We start from the raw sequence: 22,751 nt of genomic DNA, 5'->3' as shown, positions 1-22,751 counted from the left end.
GATCCGCTGCGTCAGTGCGCCAGGGCGAGGAGCGGGCGCCCCTGGCCAAGCCGCGCGAGCGCGGTGCGGGCGGCCCAGCGCGAATCCATGAAATCGCCGTTCGCAAGCTCGAGGTCGTAGCGGATCGGGCTGTCGATCGCCGACCGATAGGCGGTCGCGGCGTCGGCGGTGCGGCCAAGCCGGGCATAGGCGGTGCCCAAATTGATCAGCCGCGACGGATCGCGGGCATCGACCCGGCCGTCGGTCAGCTTCGCCACTGCCGCCTTGTTTTCACCCGCCTGCAATTCTTCAAAGGCAACCGACAGCGGCGTCGAGGCGCTGTCCTCGGTGCCCGTGACGATGATCGACTGAGCCATCGCCGGCGACGCGACGGCCAGGGCTGCCAGGCTGAGCAGAATTTTTTTCATCTAGGTATCTCCCCGAAAACTTTGACCTATTTTCTCGTTTGTCGGGATGAAAGTCAATGAATCGCCGGCTATGTAACATTGGTGTCACATGGCCGGACTATGCTGAGCGCAAGGCGCATTATAAGGCAAATTTCTTAGGAAGTTGGCTGTTGCAAGACCGTGTCACAATTGCGCCCCGCGGGTTGTAACATTGGCGCGCGCCCGAATTTTATTTTGCGCTGCCTCGCGATTGGCGGCGGACGAATCGTGCCTGCGCCGCGTCCGACTGCGACCCGCGCCTTGCAGATATAAAGAAAAGTTTATATTTGAATGGCGACGCGCTTTCGGTTAGGGCGCGCAACATAATTGCTCGACAATTCGGGGCCGCTCGCCTGCGGCCGTACTCGCCAATATGGAGACTCCCCCGTGGCCACCACCGCAGCCAATGCCACCATTACCGCCGCCAATGCCGCAATCGCGGCGGCGAAGACCAAGGACGGCGCCGCCGACTATGTGATTGCCGACATCGGCCTCGCCGACTTCGGCCGCAAGGAAATCGCGATCGCCGAAACCGAAATGCCCGGCCTGATGGCGCTGCGCGCCGAATATGGCGCGGCGCAGCCGCTGAAGGGCGCGCGCATCACCGGATCGCTGCACATGACGATCCAGACCGCGGTGCTGATCGAAACGCTGATCGCGCTGGGCGCCGACGTGCGCTGGGCGACTTGCAACATCTTTTCGACCCAGGATCATGCCGCTGCCGCGATTGCTGCCGGCGGCACGCCGGTGTTCGCGGTGAAGGGCGAAAGCCTTGCTGAATATTGGGATTATGTCGGCCGGATCTTCGACTGGGGCGACGATCAGACCGCGAACATGATCCTCGATGACGGCGGCGACGCCACGATGTTTGCGCTGTGGGGCGCGCGCGTCGAAGCGGGCGAGCCGCTGTTCGAACCGACCAACGCCGAAGAAGTCGAATTCGTCCGTGCGCTCAAGGAATTCCTTGCCGCCAAGCCGGGCTATCTCACCAAGAGCGTGCGCGCGATCAAGGGCGTGTCGGAAGAAACGACGACCGGCGTCCACCGCCTTTACCAGCTGGCCAAGGAAGGCAAGCTGCCCTTCCCGGCGATCAACGTGAACGACAGCGTCACCAAGTCGAAGTTCGACAACCTGTATGGCTGCAAGGAAAGCCTGGTCGATGCAATCCGCCGCGCGACCGACGTCATGCTGGCCGGCAAGGTTGCGTGCGTTGCGGGCTTTGGCGACGTCGGCAAGGGCTCGGCCGCCTCGCTCCGCAACGGCGGCGCGCGCGTGCTGGTTACCGAAATCGACCCGATCTGCGCGCTGCAGGCGGCGATGGAAGGCTATGAAGTCGTCACGATGGACGAAGCGGTCGCCCGCGCCGACATCTTCTGCACCGCGACCGGCAACGCCGACGTCATCACCGCCGACCATATGGCGGCGATGAAGCCGATGGCGATTGTCTGCAACATCGGCCACTTCGACAGCGAAATCCAGATCGCGGGGCTCGCCAATTACAAGTGGACCGAAGTGAAGCCGGGCACCGACCTCGTCGAATTCCCCGATGGCAAGCAGATCATCGTGCTGGCGAAGGGCCGCCTCGTGAACCTCGGCTGTGCGACCGGGCACCCGTCGTTCGTGATGTCGTCGAGCTTCACCAACCAGACGCTCGCGCAGATCGAGCTGTTTACCAAGGCCGACGATTACAAGAACGACGTCTATGTCCTGCCCAAGCATCTCGACGAAAAGGTCGCAGCGCTGCACCTCGAAAAGCTGGGGGTGAAGCTGTCGACGCTGACGCAGAAGCAGGCCGATTATATCGGCGTGCCGGTCGATGGACCGTTCAAGCCCGATCATTATCGTTACTGATCGTTACTAATTTTTCATAAGCAGACTGTAGGGTCGCGCTGCCGTCCGGAGACCGGATGGGGGCGTGGCCCTTTGCTTTTGGGGGTTCGGGGCAACGCTCGCTCGATTCAGATTTTGGTGCAGCCGGGGGGCATCGCTTAAACGAGGGAGTTCCCGGAATGATTACCGTGCGCGCGATGCGAGCAGGGCTTTATGGCGGCCTGTCCGCGCTGGCTATTCTGGCGGCCGCCGCGCCGGCTGCGGCGCAGGATGTTGCGCCGGATGCGTCGGCGGACGCCGACAGCAGTACACAGATCATCGTCACCGGGTCGCGCATTGCGCGCACCGATGCGGACACGATCCAGCCGACGCTTGTCACCACCTCCGACCAGATCGACCGCCGCGGCTATACCAATGTCGCGCAGGCGCTGTCGGAAATTGCCGCCTTCGGCGTTCCCGGCAACAGCAATGTCGGTGCGCAGGAGGGGCCGTTCGGTTCGGGGCAGACCTTTGTCGATTTCTTTTCGCTGGGCAGCCAGCGCACGTTGACGCTGGTGAACGGTCGGCGCTTCGTGTCGTCCAATACTGCCTCGGTATTCGGGCCGGCGGGGCCGGGCAGTCAGGTTGACCTTAACGTCATCCCCGAAACGCTGGTCGATCGCATCGAAACGGTCGCGGTCGGCGGCGCACCCATCTATGGCTCCGATGCGATTGCGGGCACCGTCAACATCATCCTCAAGCGGGATTTCGACGGGCTTGAAATAAAAGGCCAGGCGGGCGTGTCGCAGCGCGGCGACGCGCCGGATTATCGCATCAGCGTCATCTGGGGCGCCGATTTTGCTGACGGGCGGGGCCATATCACGCTGAGCGGCGAATGGAATCGCGCACGCGGCCTCGCCACGGGCGATCGCTTTCTGACGAGCGCCGCCGGCCCCTTCTTCACGACCGCCGCCGATCCGGCCTCACCCTTTCAGCAACAGCTCTATTATGATCAGCGGCTCAACGTTTTTACAAATAGCGGGGTACCGCTTGCCTTCGACAGCATCCCCGAATTCGGCGGAATTTTCGATGCATCGGGCAATGTCCTGACGTTCAACGACGCGGGCCGGCTCGTCCCGCTCGACTTCGGGACGCGCACGGGCAGCCTGTTCGAAAGCTCGGGGGGCAACGGCTTCGCGACGAAAGATTATGGCAATCTCTCGACGAACAATGACCGCTATCTCGCAACCGCGCTCGGCAGTTTCGACCTGAGCGACACGGTCCGCTGGTTCGGCGAGGGCTGGTATGCGCACAGCAAAGGGACGAACATCGCGGCCCAGCCGCTGTATAACACGGCGCTGGCCGGACCGGGAACGTCGCCGAACGGCAATCTGGTGCTCAGCCTCGACAATCCCTATCTGATCGACGCCGACCGGGCGACAATCCGTGACAATCTGGCCGCCTATGGTCTGCTCGGCGGGATTCCGATCGATGCCGACGGCGACGGCAATCCCGATTTTGCGACGGCTCCCGACAGCTTTCTGATGGCCCGTGCCAATACCGACCTGACGACGGGCCGCGCCGACACGACGGTCGAACTCTATCGCTTCGTCACCGGGCTCGACGGCGAACTCGGCGGCGGCGACCGGATCTACAAATGGGATGTCTCGGCCAACTACGGCCATTCCAAAACGCGTGGGCGTGAACGCGTGCTGGTGCAGCAGAATTTCCTCAACGCGGTCGATGCCGTCGATGAGGGCGTGTTCGGCGGCGGTGCCGCCAACGGCAATATCATCTGCCGCCCCGGATACAGCAACGCGAACATCGCGACGCTAAATGCCACCTGCGCGCCGCTCGACCTGTTCGGTGTCGGCCGCTTCAGCCAGGCTGCGCTCGATTATGTGACGACGATCGCCGATCCGACCGCGACCAATTCGCAGTTCGTGCTGAGCGCGTCGGTCAACGGGCCGCTGTTCCAGCTGCCCGGCGGCGATGTCATCGCCTCGCTCGGCTATGAACATCGGCACGAGAAGACCGCTTTCGACCCCGGCGCCTATTATTATGGCGAGGATGTCGGGGGCGGATTCCGGATGCCGTTTGGCCGCAGCATCCCGATCGATCCGGTGCGGGGCAGCTTCACGACGAATGAATTTTCCGGCGAGCTCAAGATTCCGGTCGTTACGCCGGGGATGGACAGCTTCGTCAATGCGTTCGAACTCGACGGCGCGGCGCGCTATATCGATCATTCGGCAGCGGGGGGCGACTGGACGTGGACCGCGGGCGGACGATTGTCGCCGGTCGCCGATGTGACGATCCGCGGCAATTTCACCCGCTCGGTGCGCGCGCCCGCGATCACCGAAAGCTTCAGCCCGACGTCGCTGGCCTTTGCAACGGCCAATGATCCGTGCGATCGCCGCTTCGTCAATTCGGGACCGAACCCGGCGCAGCGGCGCGCAAACTGCATTGCCGGGGGGATAGCGAACCCCGATGCCTTCACGTCGAACATCGTCGGATTCACGGCGCCGATCTCGGTTTCGGGCAATGCCGCACTCAAGAACGAGCGCGCCGATAGCTGGACCGTCGGCGCGATTGTCCGCCCGCGCTTCGTGCCTGGTCTGACGATCACCGCCGACTGGGTCGATATCCGGCTGCGCGATGCGATAATATTGCTCGGTGCCGGCCAGACGCTCGACGCTTGCTATGATGCGGTCGCCTATCCGGCGACGGTTTGTGGCCAGATCGACCGCGATCCGGGCGGGCAAGTGACTTTCGTGCGCACCGGCTATGCCAATGCGGCGTCGATGGACTTCCGCGGCCTGACCGCCGAAATCGCCTATCGGCGCGAGATTGCGGCGGACACGGCGCTCGGCCTGTCGCTCAATTACTTCTATCTCGACAAGCTCCAAACGCGCGTCGGAACCGGCGATATCGACACCGCGCGCGGCGAAATCGGCAATCCCAAACATTCGTTCACCGCGAATGTCACGGTCGATCGCGGCCCGGTAAATCTGCTCTGGCAAACGCAATATTATGGCAAGAGTGTGTGGAACGCCGACGCGGCGCCCAACGCGCTGGAATATAGCGGTGTCGGCTCGTGGTGGCTGTTCAACGCCTCGCTCGGCGTCGACGTGTCGAAGCAGTTTTCGTTGCGCCTGATCGTCGACAATGTCTTCGACGCAAAACCGCCGTTCCCGGCGCCGGCGGCCAATGGCACGATCACCTATTATTCGGGCATTTTAGGACGCTATTTCCGCGCATCGGCGACGGCAAAATTCTGACCGCGTACCGGCGCGCAATCCGCGCGGGGTGCGGGGGATATTCGACCGGACGAGGCCTTCCGGCGTCCTGTTCCGCCGTGCCTGTGCGGCGGACGATTGAATAGAGGCTGCGCAGTCGATAGGGGCAGACGGATGATATCCGGCGTCCCTGTCGTCCTCTTGCTTCGATCGGCGCGATGCCCGTGCCGATGAGCGCGGGCTTGCTCTTCGCGCTCGGCCTGTTCGCCGCGCTCTGGCTGGTCGCTGGGCTGTGGGCGGTCGGGCGCGGGGTTGCGATGCAGCGGCGCTCGGCGTTCGTCGCCGGGCAGACCGAACGCCTCGCCAGCCTGCTCGAAGCGTCGCCCTATCTGCCCGTCGTGGTGCGCGGCGACTGGCGCATCGAGGCGAGCGAGCGGCTCGGCCGCTGGCTCGGGCTCGATGCCGGACCGCGCAGTTTCGACGAGCTTCGCGGACTCGGCGCCGGGCTCGACGCGCAGGCGCACGAAGCGTTGCGCCAGGCGATCCTCGGCGCCCAGCGCGGTGCCAAACCCTTCACGCTCAGCCTGCGTCCGCAGGGCAGCAACCGTACGATCGTCTGTCAGGGCGTGGCGGCGCCGCAGTCGGTCGGCGGACCGGGCAGCGTTCTGCTGTGGCTCAGCGATGCGACCGACGGCCAGCAATCGCTCGCCAAGGCGCGGATCGAGCGCGACGAGGCGATGGCGGCGTTCGAGGCGCTGTCGGGACTGATCGAGGCGGCGCCGTTTCCGATGTGGTTCCGCGAACCCGATCTTCGCCTCGCGCTCGTCAACACCGCCTATGTCCGGGCGGTCGAGGCGAAAAGTGCGGCGCGGGTGATCGAGGATGGCACCGAATTGTGCGAGCCAATCGCCGGGGTCAGCGCGACCGACGCGGCCGAAGCGGCGCGTGCCGCGGGCTCGGCGCATATGCGCACCGTCCCGGTGACGATCGAGGGCGAGCGCCGGATCATGCGGGTCGTCGACGTGCCGCTGGCGCCCGAGGGCGGCCGCGTCATCGGCATCGCGGGCTATGCGATCGATATTCAGGAGCTGGAGAGCGAGCGCGGCGCGCACCGCCGCTTCGTCGATACGCAGCGCGAATTGCTCGACCGGCTGTCGGCGGCGGTGGCACAGTTCGGCCCCGATCATGGCCTTGTCTTTGCGAACCAGCCCTTTCGCCGGCTGTTCGACGTGACGGCCGAGGATGTGTCCGAAGGCCGGGCGCTCGCGCGGTTGCTCGATGCATGGCGTGAGGGCGGCCGGACGCCCGAGGTGCGCGACTATCCCGAATGGCGGCAGGCGCATGTCGACTGGTTCGCGCTGCCGCACGCGAGCGAGGAGGAATGGCGCCTGCGCGACGGCACCCATCTGCACGTCGTCGCCCAGCCGACCCCCGACGGCGGCCTGCTGCTGATCGCCGAGGATCGCACCGAGCAGGTGCAACTGGCCTCGACGCGCGACACGTTGCTGCGCGTGCGCACCGCAACCTTCGACAATCTGTTCGAGGCGATCGCGGTCTTCGCTCCCGATGGCCGCCTGCATCTGTGGAACCAGCGCTTCCGCCGCCTGTGGGGCGTCGATGAATCGACCCTTGCGGCGCATCCGCGCGTCGATGTGCTGATGAACGGCCTCGCCGACCGGCTCGCCAAGCCCAACCAGATCAGCATCGTCCAGGAAGTGATCCGCGCCGCGACGCTCGAGCGGACGCAGCGCGCGGGCGAAATCCGGTTCAAGGACGGGCGCCATTTCGATTTCGCCTCGATCCCGCTGCCCGACGGCAATGCGCTGCTCATCATGCTCGACATCACCGCCAGCCGGAAGATGGAGGGCGCGCTGCGCGAACGCAACGAGGCGCTCGAAGCGGCGGACAAGGTCAAGACCGCCTTTCTGTCGCGGATGAGTTACGAACTGCGCACGCCGCTGACCTCGATCGGCGGCTTCGGCGAGATGCTGCAGGCGGGTTATGCGGGCGAACTTCCGCCTGCCGCGCGCTCCTATGTCGACGCGATCATGGATTCGGTCGCGGTGCTCGGCCGCCAGATCGACAATGTGCTCGACCTCGCGCAGGGCGAGGCGGGGACGCTGGCGGTCGAACGCGCGCCGGTCGACGTCCGCGCGCTGCTCGGCAAGGCGCTCGCCGACGCGGCTCCGTTCGCCGAGACCGAAAACATCGAACTCGTCGGCAATCTGTCCGACAATCTTGGCAGTATCGAAGGCGATGCGCCGCGCCTGTCGCGGGTCGTGGGCGGGCTGCTCGACAATGCGATCCGCTTTACTGCCCCGGCCAAGCGCAGCGGCGGGCGCGTGCTGCTCCATGCCGACGGCGACGCGCGCGGAGTGGAGATCGTCGTGTCGGACAACGGCCCCGGCATGCCCGATGCGGTCGCCGCGGTGACGAAGGGGCAGCAGGCGGGTACGCAGACCGGCGGCATCGGCCTCGCGCTCGCGCGCCAGCTCGTTGCCGCGCACGGCGGCACGATGGAGGTGCTCAGCGAAAAGGGACAGGGCACGCTGGTCCGCGTCACCCTGCCACGCGGATGAGCTTCAGCTGCGCCTATGATCTCGAAGACGCCGATCGCATCGGTGCCGCCATCGGCGCCGCGCTGAGGCCCGGCGATGTCGTGCTGTTGTCGGGCGACCTCGGCGCGGGCAAGACGACGCTGGCGCGCGCGATGCTCAAAGCGCGCGGTCTGGCGGGCGAGGCGCCGAGCCCGACCTTCGCGATCGTCCAGCCCTACGCCCCGCCCGAAGTCGATCTGCCGATCGCGCATGTCGATCTCTATCGCATCGACGGAGAGGATGAACTGATCGAACTCGGCCTCGACGATTATCTCTACGACGGCGCGCTGCTGATCGAATGGCCCGAACGATTGGGCGCCCAGGCATGGCCCGACGCGCTGGCGCTGACGATTTCGGGAGGGGGCGATGCGCGCGTCTTGACAGCGGCGGTGCCGCCCGCTTGGGAAGCGCGATGGCCGCTCAGATGATTCCGCCCGACCATGCGCCCGCCTTTCTTGCCGCGCATGGCTGGGGCGATGCCCGCATTCTGCCGCTCGCGGGCGATGCCTCGTTCCGCCGCTATTTCCGCGTTGTCGGTGAGGGGCGGCAGGCGGTGCTGATGGATGCGCCGCCGCCGCACGAAGACCCGCGCCCCTTCATCGCGGTCGCCGAATGGCTGTGCGAACAGGGGATGACCGCGCCCGCGATCCTCGCCCGCGATCTGGCGCGGGGCCTGCTGCTGATCGAGGATTTCGGCGACGTGCGGCTGCGCGAAACGCTCGACGCGCGCCCGGCGGCGGAGGCCGAATTCTACGCCGGGCTCACCGACCTGCTCGTCCATCTGCACGCGCGCCCCGCGATGCCGGGGCTGCCCGTCCACGGCATCGAACAATGGCTGGACGAGGTGATGCTGTTCACCGACTGGTACTGCCCCGCGCTGGACCTTGCCGTCGATCGCGACGGATTTCGCGCGGCGTGGCAGGCGGCGCTGGCGCCCGTCGAGCAGGACGGCTTGCCGCGTGTCACCGTACTGCGCGACTTTCATGCTGAAAATATCATGCTCGTCGATGGACGCAGCGGCATTGCACATTTCGGCCTGCTCGATTTTCAGGACGCGCTGGTCGGCCATCCCGCCTATGACCTTGCCTCGGTGCTCGAGGACGCGCGCCGCGACGTGACCCCGATGGTCGAGGCGGCAATGCTCGATCGCTATGTCGCTGCGACGGGACAGGGCACGGCGTTCCGCGCTGCCTATTGGGCGCTCGCGGCGCAGCGCAACACGCGCATCCTGGGCGTTTTCGTGCGCTTGTGGAAGCGCGACGGCAAGCCCGGATACCGCCAGTTCCAGCCGCGCATGTGGGGTCTGCTCGAACGCGACCTTGCGCATCCGGTGCTCGCACCGGTCAAAAAATGGTTCGACGACAATGTGCCCGCCGCCAAGCGCGCGGCGGCGTGGAGCGAGTGACGGCATGAGCGCGACGATCGAAAGCGCGATGGTGATGGCTGCGGGGATCGGCAAGCGGATGCGCCCGCTCACCGCGACGCGGCCCAAGCCGCTGGTGCGCGTGGCCGGCAAGCCGCTGATCGACCATAGCCTCGACCGGATCGAGGCGGCGGGGATCGGCCATGTCGTCGTCAACGTCCATTATCTCGCCGACGCGCTCGAGGCGCATCTCGCAAAGCAGAAGCGATCCTTTACCCTGGCGGTTTCGGACGAGCGCGGCGAACTGCTCGAAACCGGTGGCGGCATGGTCAAGGCGCTGCCGCTGCTCAAGGGCGATCCGATCCTGGTCGTCAACAGCGACAATATCTGGACCGACGGGCCGCAGGACAGCATCCGTAATCTGGCGCGCCACTGGGACGGCGATCGGATGGAAGCGCTGCTCCTCGTAATCCGTCAGGCGAGTGCGACGGGACACGGTGGCAAGGGCGATTTTCACATGGACCCGGGCGGCAAGCTGTCGCGGCGCAAGCCCGGCCGTGTCGCGCCTTTCGTCTATACCGGAATCCAGCTCATTTCGCCGCGCCTGCTCGTTGGCGCGCCCGAAGGGCCCTTTTCGACGAACCTGTTGTGGGACCGCGCGATCGCGGCGGGGCGGCTTTATGGCCTGTCGCACATGGGGCAATGGTTCGACGTCGGCACCCCCGCCAGCATTGCACCGACCGAAGCGGCGCTGAGCGAGGTTTGATTCCTTTCCGCAGCCATTTCGAGCCCTTCGACTGCTTTGCAGGCGCTCGGGACGAACTGCGCGAAGCAATCCAGAGCTTGCGTAAGCCGCCTTGGATTGCTTCGCTGCGCTCGCAATGACGGAGATGTCCAAACCCACCCTCTATTCCATCCCGATTCATCGGGCCTTCGCCGACGCGCTCGCCGCCGGGGTAATCGCGCGCTTCGACGACGGCGCGCTGGGATTGGCGCACGGCCTGATCCTGCTGCCGAGCAATCGGGCGCGCAGCGCGGTGCAGGCGGCGTTCGTCCGCGCGGGCGGGCAGGGGCTTCTCATGCCGCGGCTGGCGGTGATCGGCGATACCGATCTCGACGAATCGGTCGCGCTGTCGCTCGATGCGATCGACGACGATCCGCTGCCGCCTGCTATCGATCCGCTGCACCGGCGCCTGCTGCTCACCGAACTCATCGAGCGGCATACGCCGCCGGGCGAACCGGCAATCACCGGCGCAGCGGCGTTCCAGCTTGCCGACGGACTCGGCCGCGTGATCGACCAGCTTCATTATGAAGAGGTGCCGGTTTCGGCGCTCGTCGACCTCGATCTCGGCGCCTTTGCCGACCATTGGCGGGCGTCGCTATCGCGACTGCGGCTGCTGGTCGATGAATGGCCGGCCACGCTTGCCAGGACCGGCGCGATCGACCGCGCGGCGCGCCGCAACTTGCTTCTCGATCGCGTTGCCGCGGGATGGCGTGCGGCGCCGCCGGCGCGCTTCGTCGTCGCGGCGGGCGTTACCACCGCTGCTCCTGCCATCGCGCGGTTGCTCCGCACCGTGGCCGATATGACGCGCGGCATGGTCGTGCTGCCCGGGCTCGATCAGGTGATGGCGGCGGATGAATGGGATGCGCTCGGCCCGACGCGGCCCGATGCGGATGACGATCGGCGCCCGCTCGAAACGCATCCGCAATATCATCTGAAGCTGCTGCTCGATCGCATGGGCGTTGCTCGTGATGAAGTGCAGCCATGGGATGCCGCATCGCCGCACGATGGCCCCGAAGCGCGGACGCCCTTCGCGTCGCTGCTCTTCGCGCCCGCGGACTACAGCACCCAGTGGCAGGCGGCGGGCGATCTGTCGGCGGCGGTTGCCGGCCTGTCGGGCGCCGTCTTCGCCGACGACGGGCAGGAGGCGCAGGGAATCGCCCTGCTGATGCGCGAGGCGATCGAGACGCCGGGGCGCACGGCCGCCCTCCTAACCCCCGACCGCGCGCTCGCCGAGCGCGTCGCCGCCGCGCTGACGCGCTGGGGCATCAGTGTCGATGACAGCGCCGGCCAACCGCTGTCGCGCACCGCGCCGGGCGCGCTGTTGCTGCTGCTTGCCGACCTGGCTGCCGCCTTCGATCCGGTCGCGTTGGTGGCGCTGCTCGGCCATCCGCTCGTGCGTGCGGGAGGGGAGCGCACCATGTGGCTCGACGAGGTGCGGCGGCTCGACCTGACGCTGCGTGAGCCCGGACTGCTTCCGGGATGGGACGGGGTGAGCGCGCGCATTGCGGCGCGCGCTGCCGATCCCAAGGCGCGCGGTCATGCCATTGTGGTCCAGATGGCGCCCTGGTGGACGCGTGTTTCGACCGAACTCGCCGCCGCGCTCGTGCCCTTTGGTGCCGGGCCGGCGCCGCCCGCCGACTTGCTCGCGGCGTTGCAGCGCGCTGCCGAATGGCTGGCGGGCGACGCGGTGTGGGCGGGGCCGGCGGGCCGGATGCTCGCCGAACTGTTCGACCAGTGGGCGCTGGCGCGCGGCGCCGGGCCGGCGCTTGTCGATCCTGCCGATTTTCCCGCGATGCTCGGGCAATTGCTTGGGCAAGCGAGCGTGCGTCCGCCCTATGGCGGGCATCCGCGCCTGTTCATCTGGGGCTTGCTTGAGGCGCGGTTGCAGCGCGCCGACCTGATGATTCTCGGCGGTCTCGACGAAGGGCGCTGGCCCGCCGCGACGCAACCCGACCCGTGGCTCGCGCCCGGTATCCGCCGTCTGCTCGGTCTTGCCGCGCCCGAACGGCAGCAGGGGATGGCGGCGCATGATTTCGCGGGCGCGCTCGGAGGCGGAAAGATCGTCGTCACGCGCGCGCAGCGCAGCGGCGGCGATCCCGCCGTCGCCTCGCGCTTCTGGCTGCGGCTCGCGGCGCTTGCGGGCGAGCTTCCCGAACCCGCACCGGGCGGGGTGCCGCTCACGCGCCTTGCCGCCGAAATCGACCTGCCGCCGGGCGGCGCGCAGCCCGCCGGTCGTCCGGCGCCGCAGCCGCCCGCTGCCGACCGTCCGCGCCGGATCAGCGTCACCGGCGTCGACAAGCTCGCGCGCGATCCCTTTGCCTTTTATGCCGACCGGATGCTCGGCCTTTCGGCGCTCGATCCATTGAGCGCCGCTCCCGATCCGCGCTGGCGCGGCACGCGGGTGCATAAATTGTTCGAGGATTGGGTGCGCGGCGGCGCCACGCGCGACGCGTTCGAGGCAGAACTGGCCGCGCTCGCCGCCGATCCGGCGCTCGACGGGATTGCGCGCGCCTTCTGGCTGCCGCGTATCGCACCCGCGCTGCGCTGGGCTGCGGAGCAGGTTTGGGAGGCCGAGCGCAAGCCGGTCGCAGTCGAGGCGCGGGGCGAACGGACCGACGACGGCATCACGCTGCATGGCAAGGCCGACCGCATCGACCGCGGCCCCGATGGCCTTGCCATCATCGATTATAAATCGGGCGGCGCGCCGAGCGCGCAGGCCGCCGCCGACGGGCTCGACAATCAGCTCGGGCTGCTCGGCCTGCTTGCGCGCGAAGGGGCGATGGAGGGTATCGATGCCGCCCCCGTCGTGGCGCTCGAATATTGGAGCTTGCGTCCCGATCGCCGCGCCGACGGTGCGGGGCGGATTTCGAACAGCTATGGCCCGCGCAGCACGCTCAAGACCGCCGAGGCGGCGATCGACCATGCCGCCGGCACGCTGACCCGGCTGGCGCGCGATTATTTGCTCGGCGACGCGCCCTTCTTGCCCGGCGAGGGCCGCGGCTATGGCGATTTTGACCAGCTCATGCGCCGCGACGAATGGTTCGGGCGCGGGGAGGACGGGCTGTGAGCAAGAGCGCCGGCCTCGCCATCCTCGACCCGCGGCAGGGCGCCGCCGCCGATCCCGAAAGCCATGTCTGGCTCGGCGCATCGGCGGGGACCGGCAAGACGCAGGTGCTGTCGGCGCGCGTGCTGCGGCTGATGCTGGACGGCGTTTCGCCGCAGGCGATCCTGTGCATCACCTTCACCAAGGCGGGCGCTGCCGAAATGGCGCACCGCATCCACGAACGGCTCGCGACCTGGGTGCGGATGAGCGACGGCGATCTGCGGCTCGATCTCCACGCGCTGGGGCTCGACTGGGAGCGGCCGGGGCTGATGACGCGTGCGCGCTCGCTGTTCGCGACAGTGATCGACAGCCCCGGCGGCGCGATCCGCGTCCAGACGATCCACAGCTTCTGCCAGACCCTGCTCGCCAGCTTTCCGCTCGAGGCAAAGCTGCTTCCCGGCTTTCGCGCTATCGAGGAAGATGAAGCAGCGGCGCTGAAGCGGCAGATACTCGGCGATCTGCTCGAGCATGATCCCGACCGCGAGGCGCTGCGGGCGGTTGCGGCGATACTGTCGCGGCGGCTGGGGCAGGAATCCGCGCTTGCCTTCCTGTCGAGCTGCGCCGCGGTCTTCGGTGGCCCGCGCGCCGCGTTGCCGCCCGCGGCGCAGGATCTGCGCGCGGCGTTCGACCTGCCGGGCGGCGATCCCGATGCGTGGCTCGCTGCCGAAATTGCAGGCGGGGCGATTTCCGACGCCGATATCAAGGCGGTCGCGACCAGCGGGGCGGCGTGGGGTACCAAGACCGGCGAGGCTTGTTCGGACAAGATGGTCGGCTGGCTCATCGCCGAGGCCTCGGCGCGCGCCGCGATGCTCGATGAACTGCTCGGCTGTTTCCTGACCGGCAAGGGCGAGCTGCGCGCCGATTTTGCGGGCGATAAGGGCCGGATGACCGATTGTGCCGATAGCGCGGTGCGCATCGTCGATGCCGCCGGGCGGCTGCGCGCGACGGCGACCGCGATGCGCGTCGCCGACGATCTTGCGGCGGGGTGGAAGCTTGGCGCGCGCTTTGCCGAAGCCTATGCGCTCGCCAAGCGCGATGCGGGTCTTGCCGATTTCGACGATCTCATCACGCTCGCCGGGACGCTGCTGCGTGTCAGCAGCTTCGGCGAATGGGTGCGCTTCAAGCTCGATCAGCGCACCGACCATATCCTCGTCGATGAGGCGCAGGATACGAACATGCGCCAGTGGGGCATTGTCCTGTCGCTCGCCGAAGAGTTTTTCGCGGGCGTCAGCGCGAAGGACGACCGGCTGCGGACGCTGTTCACGGTCGGCGACCGCAAGCAGGCGATCTTCGGCTTTCAGGGCACCGACCCCAGGGCGTTCGCGAACGCGCGCGACATGTTCCACGCGATGGGCGAGATGGGCGGCCAGCCCTTCCGCCAGGTCGATCTCGTTTCCAACTATCGCTCGACGCCCGCGGTGCTCGACGTCGTCGACCGCTGGCTCGGCGACGGCGGGACGATAGCGATGGGACTCGACGGCGAAGAGCCGCCACACCGTCCGTTTCGAAGCGCGCAGGCCGGCCAGGTCGAACTCTGGGCGCCGCTGCCCGTCGGCAAGGCGATCGATGCCGCAGCCGCGGAGGACGGCGGGGACGAGGGGGACGGCAGCGCCCCCGCCTCCGATCCTGCCTCGATGCGGTTGGCCAAGGCGATCGCGGGCGAGGTGCAGGACTGGATCGCGAACGGCAAGGATGGCCGCCCCGTGGCGCCCGGCGATATCATGATCCTCGTACGCCGGCGCCGCGATCTGGCGGCGCGGATCGTCGCGCGGCTTCAGACGCTGCACGTCCCCGTCGCGGGCGTCGACCGCTTCGCGCTGACCCAGCCGCTAGCGGTTCAGGATCTGATCGCCGCTATGCGCTTCGCGGTGCAGCCGCTCGACGATCTCAACCTCGCCGCGCTGCTCGTGTCGCCGCTGCTCGGCTGGACGCAGGACGAGCTTTACGCGCGTACGGCAAAGCGCGGCCGCGCCGCCATCTGGGAACATCTGCGCTCCCATGAGGAGACTATGCCGCCCGCAACGATGGCGGCGCTGCGCGCACTGCTCGGCATGGCCGATTTCACGACCCCTTTCCGCTTTCTCGAAACGATCCTCTCAGGGCCGATCGACGGACGGCGCAAGCTTTACGCGCGGCTGGGGCGCGAGGCGCGCGACCCGATCGACGAACTGCTGAGCCAGGCGCTGGCGTTCGAGGCGCGCGAAACCGTGTCGCTACTCGGCTTTCTGACCCGGATCGCGGGCAGCAGCGCCGATATCAAGCGGCAGACCGAAGCGCGCAGCGACGTCGTGCGCGTGATGACGGTGCACGGATCGAAGGGCTTGCAGGCGCCGATCGTCATTCTCGCCGATGCGACCGACGATGCCGCGATCGGTCATCGTCCCTTCACCGTCGATGTCGCCGCCTGGGAAAAGCTGCCCGTCTTCGCGATGCCCGCCGACGAGCGGCAGGGTGCGCTGGCGCAGGCCTATCAGGACGCGGCCGATGCCGCGGCGCAGGAGCATTGGCGGCTGTTCTACGTCGCGATGACCCGCGCCGAAGAGATGCTGATCGTCGCGGGCGTTACCAAAAAGCCCGACCTGTCGGTGCCCGAGACAAGCTGGCACAGCGCGGCCGCGATGGCGCTGGAGGGGCTTGGTTGCGATTGGGAGGATGCGGGGCCGCTGTGGGGCCGCCGCCGTGTCCACCGCATCAATGACGGCAAATGGGCGCGCAGGGATGCGGCTGTGCGCGCCGCACCGCCGCCGCTCGCGCTGCCCGCCTGGACCCACGCCCCGGCGCCCGAGGAGGCGCGCCCGCCGCGTCCGCTCGCGCCCTCGGCGCTGGGCGAAGACGATGTCGCGGTGCCGCCGCAGGGGGCGGCGCGCGTCGCGGCGGTGACGCGCGGCCTGCTGCTCCACGCGCTGTTCGAACGCCTGCCGCCGGTCGCGACCGATAGGCGGCGCGCGGCGGCGCTGCGCTGGCTCGCGGTGCAGGCACCGACGCTCGACGATGCGGCGCGTATGGCGATGGCGGACGAGGTGCTCGCCATCCTCGATGATCCGGCGCACGCCGCACTCTTCGGCCCCGACAGTCTGGCCGAAGTGCCGCTCTCGGCGGTGGTCGACGGCATGGTCGTGGCGGGGATCGTCGACCGGCTGCGCGTGACAGACGACGCGGTGACAGTGATCGATTACAAGACCGGGCGGCGGATACCCGGGAGCGCGGCCGATGTCGCGCCCGCCTATCTGCGCCAGATGGCGGCCTATCGCGATGCGCTGGCGGTCATCTTTCCGGGCCGGCGCGTCGAAACGGCGCTGCTCTATACGGCGGAGCCGCGCCTCATCGCGCTCGACGATGCCGTGCTGGCACCGCACAAGCCCGGCTTGCTTGCCGCCAAGGCGAATTTGCCGCCGCCGCCTCTTGAGCCGGGCGCCCCGACGTCCTAGCTTGGCATCAACGATTTTTCAGAATTTCAGGAGTTCAGACGATGGCAACCAAGGCAATCACCGACGCCAGCTTTCAGGCCGATGTCCTCGACAGCGACACCCCCGTGCTCGTCGATTTCTGGGCCGAATGGTGCGGTCCGTGCAAGATGATCGGCCCGTCGCTCGAAGAAATTTCGAACGAACTCGCCGGCAAGGTGGTGATCGCCAAGCTGAACATCGACGACCATCCCGACGCGCCGAGCAAATATGGCGTGCGCGGCATCCCGACGATGATCCTGTTCAAGAATGGCCAGATCGCCGACACCAAGGTCGGCGCCGCACCGAAGAGCGCGCTTAAGGGCTGGCTCGAAGGCGCGCTTTGATTTTAGCTAGCCCCCGACGCCGAGTGATCGGTGTCGGGGGGAGCCTTCTATCGGTCAGTCACGCCAATAGTCGTGCCGTTCGGAGCCATCGAAACCGGCCCGAAGCGAGGCGGAAATTGCGGAAACCTCTGGCCTGATCCGCATGGGCACGGGTCTTTTCGGCCGAGTTTTTCGATAAGTTCGATATCGCCGCGGACGAAGCGATGACCACGCTTGACCTGCGTTTCGGACGGGTACCCCTTAGGCCGCTTCGAGGTGTCTCGAAAGCAAGGCAGGTCGGCGAAGTCTTTTTGCCGTACCATGACGGCCTCCTGTGGTCGGCGCACCTGATTGCGCGCAGGGGGCGGATCTAAAAGATCGCGGTCAACTCCGGTAGTCGGCGTTGATGCTGATATAGCCGTGGGTCAGGTCGCAGGTCCAAACGGTCGCGCGCCCGTCGCCGAGGCCGAGGTCGGCGCCGACGCGAATGTCCTGGCCCTTCAGATGCGCCGCAACGGGGCCCTCGTCATAGCCGTCGACGGGTAGCCCGTCCTTCGCGACCCAATGGTCGCCGAAGCGGATTGCCAGCCGGTCGCGGTCGGCAGGTTCGCCTGCCTTGCCCACCGCCATCACGACGCGGCCCCAATTGGCATCCTCGCCCGCGATCGCGGTCTTGACCAGTGGCGAATTGGCGATCGACAGCGCGACGCGCTTGGCGCTGGCATCGCTGACCGCGCCGGTCACCGTAATTTCGATGAATTTCGACGCACCTTCGCCGTCGCGCACGACAAGCTGCGCAAGGTCGAGCGCAACGCTTTGGATTGCCGCATAAAGCGCGTCGGCGCCCGGATCGTCGCGCGTCGTCAGCACCGGATTGCCCGCCCGTCCGGTCGCGAACAACAGCACCGTGTCGCTGGTCGACGTGTCGCTGTCGACCGTGATCGCGTTGAAACTCCCCGCCGTCGCGTCGCTCAGCATCGCTTGCAACAGATCGGGCGCCACCGCGGCATCGGTGAAAATATAGCCGAGCATCGTCGCCATGTCGGGCGCGATCATCCCCGATCCCTTGACGATCCCCGCGACTTGCACCGTGGCGCCGCCGACGACCGCGCTTGCCGCCGCGCCCTTCGGGAAGGTGTCGGTGGTGGTGATCGTCTGCGCCGCTTCTTCCCAGCTTGCGCTCGGCGTGTCGAAGCCGATGACCTTGGCGACGCCGGCGTGCGCCTTGTCCTTGGGCAGCGGCACGCCGATCACGCCCGTCGAACAGACGAAGACTTCCCTCGGATCGCACGCCAGATGCGCAGCGACCTGATCGACGATCTGCTCGACCGCCTCGCGTCCGCGATAGCCGGTGAAGGCGTTCGAATTGCCCGCATTGACGATCAGCGCGCGGGCGCGGCCGTGCGCGATGCCCTCGCGGCACATTTCGACCTCGGTCGAACAGCAGACATTCTGCGTCGTCACGCCCGCGACGACGGTACCCGGCGCCAGTTCGACATAGGTGAGGTCGCAGCGGTCCCAATTTTTGTAGTGCGCGCGCGCGATACGGCGCGTCACCCCGGCGATTTCGGGCAGGGCGGGGAAGGCAGCGGGCGCGAGCGGCGAGCGATCAGTCATGGCGCGCGCATAGCCGTTGGGGGGGCAAAGAAAAACCCCTCCCGCGAACGGAAGGGGCTTTGCTGCCGGAGTTCAGCGACGAGCGCTTCCCGGCGGTCGTCCTCCCCGCGGCGTCGCCACAAGGAGGATCGTCCGGCTTACGCCGGGATGCCGCTGATCGCCTTGACTTCCATGAAGTCCTTGAGGCCGAACAGACCGCCTTCGCGGCCATTGCCCGACGCCTTGTAACCGCCGAAGGGCGCGCCCGGTCCGGGGCCCCAGGCGTTGACAGCGACCATGCCGGCGCGCAGCTTCGGTGCCACCTCGGCGGCCTTGGACGGATCGCCCGATACCACGGCCGACAAGCCATATTCGGTGTCGTTAGCGATATCGACCGCTTCGTCGAGGCTGGAATATTCCATGATCGTCGCAACGGGGCCGAACACTTCTTCCTTGGCGATCCGCATGTCGGGCGTGACGCCCGAGAAGACGGTCGGCTTGATGAAATAGCCGCGGTTGACGTTCGCGGGCAGGCCGGTGCCGCCGGTTTCGAGCGTTGCGCCCTCGTCGATCGCCGACTGGATCAGGCCCTGGATCTTTTCGAACTGCGCCTTGTTGACGACGGGGCCGATATGCCCCCCTTCCTGCGCCGGATCGCCAACCTGCGTTCCGTCGAACATCGCCTTGATGACGCCGACGGCCTCTTCCTTGCGGTCCTTGTGGACCAGAATACGCGTCGGGGCGATACAGCTCTGACCAGTGTTGACGAGCACGCCCTGCACCGTCGGGGGCAGGACCTGGGCCAGATCGGCGTCGGGCAGGACGATGTTCGGCGACTTGCCGCCCAGTTCCTGATGGACGCGCTTGACCGTGTCGGCCGCCGCCTTGGCGACGAGGATGCCAGCGCGGGTCGATCCGGTGAAGCTCACCATTTCGATCCCCGGATGCGCGCTGATCGCATTGCCGACGGTCGGGCCGTCACCCTGAACCAGGTTGAACACGCCCGGCGGAACGCCTGCCGCATCGAGGATTTCGGCGAAAATAACGGCATTGCCGGGGCATTCTTCCGACGGCTTCAGCACCATCGTGTTGCCGGCGGCGAGCGCGGGCGCGACCTTGAGCGCAATCTGGTTGAGCGGCCAGTTCCAGGGGGTGATCATCCCGACGACGCCGATCGGTTCATAGACGACCTTGTTTGCGCCATGCTGTTCGCTGAACTCGAAATTCTTCAGCGCTTCGATCGTGCCGAGGAAGCCGCCGATGCCGGCGCCGACTTGCGCGGTGCCCGCGAAGCTGACCGGTGCGCCCATTTCGGCCGCCATCGACTTGGCGAGATCGGCGCCGCGCTTCTTATATTCCTCGACGATACGGCCGAGCAGCGCCAAGCGCTCCTCCCGCGTCGTCTGCGAATAGGTCTTATAGGCTTCCTTGGCGGCGGCAACGGCATCGTCGACGTCGGCCGCGGTGCCGAGCACGACGGTCGATGCCGCTTCCTCGGTCGCCGGGTTGATGACGTCGTGCAGCTTGCCGCCCTTGCTGTCGACCCATTTGCCGCCGATGTAATTCTGTTTCAGGTGCGTTTCGGTATCGCTCATCATCTTTCTCCCATCGGCGGAAACTTCCGTCTCGGATTGCTACCTAATCACTGTGCCGCGCGAATCAAGCGCGGTCGGCTGCGATTTCTTCCAGCTCAGCGCTTTTCAGCGGCTATGCGTGACATGAGTATCGCAGCGCGCGTCGCCTGGCGTGCGATGCTGGACAATTCGACCCTTTCGCCGGGCGCATGATCGCCGGTCGAATAGGTGCCGAGCCCGGCAAGGCCATCGACATCGGCGGCGACGAAGCTGATGTCGCCGGCGCCGCGTTTAAGCGGATCGAGCGCGGCCATTTCGGGGAGCCCCATGTCGCGGTTCACGCCGTTGAGCCGGTCGAGCAGCGCCTTGTTGCCCGCCGTCGGCGCCATCGGCGGATAGGCGCCGGGGTCGAAGGCAAGCTTCGCATCGGTGCCGGGCAGATGGCGCGCAACGATCGCCGCCATCTTGTCCTTCACCCGCGCCGACTGTTCGGGCGACAGGGTGCGCAGGTCGCCGCGCGCCACCGCAATCGGGGCGACGATGTTGGTCTTGCCGTTTGCGGTCGCGCGGATACCGCCGGTGTCGAGCGTCGCTTCCTGTCCGCCGGCGATTAGCCCGACGTTGAAGGTCAGATTGGGTTCGGGCAGTTGGGTGCGGAAATCGCGGATGATGCGTGCCAGCTCGTTGATCGCGCCGTCGCCGACCTCGGCGCTGAAGATGCCCGAACTGTGGGCGCTCATGCCCGTCGCGGTGACGGTCCAGCTTTCCGAACTGCGGCGGGCGATCGATCCCATATCGGCGCCATTGTCGCGGACAAGTCCTTCGAAATCGAGCGCGATGTCGCTGCGCTTGCCCGCGGTGATCAGGTCGGCGCGCGATTTTTCGATCGGATCGCCCGCGTCTTCCTCGTCGCCGGTCATATGGATTTCGATATTGGCGTCTTTCAGCGTGCCCGCAGCCTTCATCGCGCGCAGCGCCGCGACGATCACCACCATGCCGCCCTTGTCGTCGCCCGCGCCGGGGCCTTCGCCCCAGCCGCCCTTGCGCGTGAAGGTCTGGAAGGGCGAGTCGGGTTCGAACACCGTGTCGAGATGCGCGATCAGCAGCATCTTCTTGCCGTCGGCACGCCCCTTGTGCACCGCGATCAGATGGCCGGCGCGCTTCGTCTCGGGCGTGGGTTTCCAGGTGACCGTAAAGCCCAGCGGCTCGAGCTCGGAGCGCATCATCTCGGCTACCTTTTCGACCCCGGCGAGGTTCAACGTACCACTGTTCTGATTCACCAGCCTTTCGAGCAGCGCGATCGACCGTTCCTGCTCGGCCTTTACCGTTTCGGCCATCCGGCTTTCGGTCGGGCTCAGCTTGGCATGCGCGGCCGGGGCGAGCGCGAGCGCGGCAAGGGCGGCGAACGCGGCGAAGCGGGCTGATTTCATCTGCACAATCTCCTTTGTCGGCGCCCTTGTGCCGCTTGAAGGCCGCCGCCGCAAGCCATCGCGCCCGGCAATATTCGCTCGCTTGCCGATCCCCATCTCGAGCACGACCTGTAAAGAGTGTTTGACAGCATATGTTTCGCGTCTGTAAAGAGTGTCTGACAGGCTGAAAGGATGGTCATTGCAAAATCGCGTTCGGGATTGCCGCGAGCAGGCGGGGTGGAGCCAGGGCGAACTGGCCCGCCGGCTCGGCGTCTCGCGGCAGACGATCAATGCCGTCGAAACCGACAAATATGATCCCAGCCTGCCGCTCGCGCTGCGCATGGCCCGGCTGTTCGGGCTGGAGGTGCGCGAGCTGTTTATCGATCATTGGATGCCGGAGGACGAGTGATGGACAAGATGGTGGCCGGACATAGCGCTGCGGCGTGGAAGAAGAGCGGGATCGGGGCGCTGGTCGGCGCGATCGTCGGTGCGGGCACGGTCGCCGGGCTGATGCATGTCGCCGGGACCGATTTCATCGATGCGATGGGCGGATCGCGCGTTGCGCTGGCCGGGGTCGCCATCCTCTATCTCCTGATGGCGGCCTTTGTCGGCTTCGGGCTGGCGGTGCCGCGCACCGGCGCCAGGCTGCTCAACGTCGCCGATGCCGACGAACTGCGCGAGGAGCGCGCGGGCATGGGGCGATCGGTCATCGTCATGGGCGCAATCGGGGCCGCACTGCTTGCGCTCGCGCTCGCACGCACGCCCTCCTTTCCGACCGGACCCGTTCCGGCGCAGGCGGCCGCGGCGGTGCTGGCCCTCGTGATTGCGGGCGGTGTCGCGGCGAGCTGGGCGTGGCGGTGGCAATATGACGAGCTTAACCGCCAATTGGGCATCGAAGGCGGCTATTGGGCCTTCGGCCTGAGCTGGATCGGGCTCACCCTCTGGGGCGCCGCCGATTTTCTAGGGCTCGGACCGGCGCTCACCGCGATCGACGTGGTGACGACGCTGGCGGCGATGATGCTTGTCGGGGCCTTTGTGGCGATCGGTCGCCGCGGCCTGATGATGCGCTGAGCGCAGGTAGCAGAT

At 67.0% G+C, this 22,751-nt stretch carries 16 protein-coding genes; 11 read left to right on the top strand and 5 right to left on the bottom strand.

The features are described 5' to 3' along the window. Positions 1-11: 11 nt before the first annotated feature. Positions 12-407 (bottom strand): hypothetical protein, encoded by a 396-nt coding sequence (locus AOA14_RS02675; protein WP_062900658.1) that lies wholly within the window; start codon positions 405-407, stop codon positions 12-14. A 432-nt stretch (positions 408-839) separates the two neighbouring features. Here AOA14_RS02675 and ahcY point away from each other — a divergent pair, with 432 nt between their 5' ends. The 9 genes from ahcY (at position 840) to trxA (ending at position 17,107) form a co-directional block, all read left to right on the top strand. Then, complete coding sequence (gene ahcY, locus AOA14_RS02670) at positions 840-2,276, top strand: adenosylhomocysteinase (RefSeq protein ID WP_409372288.1); 1,437 nt, start codon at positions 840-842, stop codon at positions 2,274-2,276. A 158-nt stretch (positions 2,277-2,434) separates the two neighbouring features. Beyond that, on the top strand, positions 2,435-5,512 hold the full coding sequence (locus AOA14_RS02665; RefSeq protein WP_062900657.1) for a TonB-dependent receptor domain-containing protein: 3,078 nt from the start codon (positions 2,435-2,437) through the stop codon (positions 5,510-5,512). Positions 5,513-5,700: 188 nt separating this feature from the next. Next, the gene (locus AOA14_RS02660) at positions 5,701-8,049 is read left to right on the top strand and encodes a sensor histidine kinase (RefSeq protein WP_409372277.1); all 2,349 of its coding nucleotides are present in this window, start codon (positions 5,701-5,703) and stop codon (positions 8,047-8,049) included. Next, on the top strand, positions 8,046-8,495 hold the full coding sequence (gene tsaE, locus AOA14_RS02655) for a tRNA (adenosine(37)-N6)-threonylcarbamoyltransferase complex ATPase subunit type 1 TsaE (protein WP_062900655.1): 450 nt from the start codon (positions 8,046-8,048) through the stop codon (positions 8,493-8,495). The genes AOA14_RS02660 and tsaE overlap by 4 nt, the downstream gene beginning before the upstream one ends. After that, complete coding sequence (locus AOA14_RS02650; RefSeq protein WP_238929715.1) at positions 8,480-9,472, top strand: aminoglycoside phosphotransferase family protein; 993 nt, start codon at positions 8,480-8,482, stop codon at positions 9,470-9,472. Before tsaE ends, AOA14_RS02650 begins: the two co-directional genes overlap by 16 nt. A gap of 4 nt (positions 9,473-9,476) precedes the next feature. Beyond that, positions 9,477-10,196, top strand: a complete 720-nt coding sequence (locus AOA14_RS02645; protein WP_062900654.1) for a nucleotidyltransferase family protein — start codon at positions 9,477-9,479, stop codon at positions 10,194-10,196. Positions 10,197-10,320: 124 nt separating this feature from the next. Beyond that, the gene (gene addB, locus AOA14_RS02640; protein ID WP_202988364.1) at positions 10,321-13,281 is read left to right on the top strand and encodes a double-strand break repair protein AddB; all 2,961 of its coding nucleotides are present in this window, start codon (positions 10,321-10,323) and stop codon (positions 13,279-13,281) included. Continuing rightward, positions 13,278-16,745, top strand: a complete 3,468-nt coding sequence (addA, locus tag AOA14_RS02635) for a double-strand break repair helicase AddA (RefSeq protein WP_062900653.1) — start codon at positions 13,278-13,280, stop codon at positions 16,743-16,745. The genes addB and addA overlap by 4 nt, the downstream gene beginning before the upstream one ends. Positions 16,746-16,786: 41 nt before the next feature. Then, a complete protein-coding gene (trxA, locus tag AOA14_RS02630) occupies positions 16,787-17,107 on the top strand; it encodes a thioredoxin TrxA (RefSeq protein WP_003040459.1) in 321 nt (106 codons plus the stop codon). 47 nt (positions 17,108-17,154) lie between these two features. Here trxA and AOA14_RS20345 read toward each other — a convergent pair whose 3' ends face one another. The 4 genes from AOA14_RS20345 to AOA14_RS02615 form a co-directional block, all read right to left on the bottom strand. Then, positions 17,155-17,409 carry an SEC-C metal-binding domain-containing protein gene (locus AOA14_RS20345; RefSeq protein ID WP_202988363.1) on the bottom strand — a complete coding sequence of 85 codons (255 nt, stop codon included), beginning with the start codon at positions 17,407-17,409 and terminating at the stop codon, positions 17,155-17,157. Positions 17,410-17,470: 61 nt separating this feature from the next. Beyond that, complete coding sequence (gene argJ / locus AOA14_RS02625; RefSeq protein ID WP_062900652.1) at positions 17,471-18,703, bottom strand: bifunctional glutamate N-acetyltransferase/amino-acid acetyltransferase ArgJ; 1,233 nt, start codon at positions 18,701-18,703, stop codon at positions 17,471-17,473. A gap of 137 nt (positions 18,704-18,840) precedes the next feature. Beyond that, positions 18,841-20,280, bottom strand: a complete 1,440-nt coding sequence (locus tag AOA14_RS02620) for an aldehyde dehydrogenase family protein (RefSeq protein ID WP_058813093.1) — start codon at positions 20,278-20,280, stop codon at positions 18,841-18,843. A 92-nt stretch (positions 20,281-20,372) separates the two neighbouring features. After that, positions 20,373-21,686, bottom strand: coding sequence for a M20/M25/M40 family metallo-hydrolase (locus AOA14_RS02615; RefSeq protein ID WP_062900651.1), 1,314 nt, complete (start codon positions 21,684-21,686; stop codon positions 20,373-20,375). Between the two features lie 178 nt (positions 21,687-21,864). Here AOA14_RS02615 and AOA14_RS02610 point away from each other — a divergent pair, with 178 nt between their 5' ends. Both AOA14_RS02610 and AOA14_RS02605 read left to right on the top strand, forming a co-directional pair. Then, the gene (locus AOA14_RS02610) at positions 21,865-22,074 is read left to right on the top strand and encodes a helix-turn-helix transcriptional regulator (RefSeq protein WP_003040449.1); all 210 of its coding nucleotides are present in this window, start codon (positions 21,865-21,867) and stop codon (positions 22,072-22,074) included. After that, a complete protein-coding gene (locus AOA14_RS02605; RefSeq protein ID WP_062900650.1) occupies positions 22,074-22,736 on the top strand; it encodes a hypothetical protein in 663 nt (220 codons plus the stop codon). Before AOA14_RS02610 ends, AOA14_RS02605 begins: the two co-directional genes overlap by 1 nt. Positions 22,737-22,751: the final 15 nt, after the last annotated feature.

This window comes from Sphingopyxis terrae subsp. terrae NBRC 15098 (genome assembly GCF_001610975.1).
Taxonomy (GTDB): Bacteria; Pseudomonadota; Alphaproteobacteria; order Sphingomonadales; family Sphingomonadaceae; genus Sphingopyxis; species Sphingopyxis terrae_A.
The sequence above is the reverse complement of the archived record's forward strand: the minus strand, read 5'-3'. Positions and strand labels throughout refer to the sequence as shown.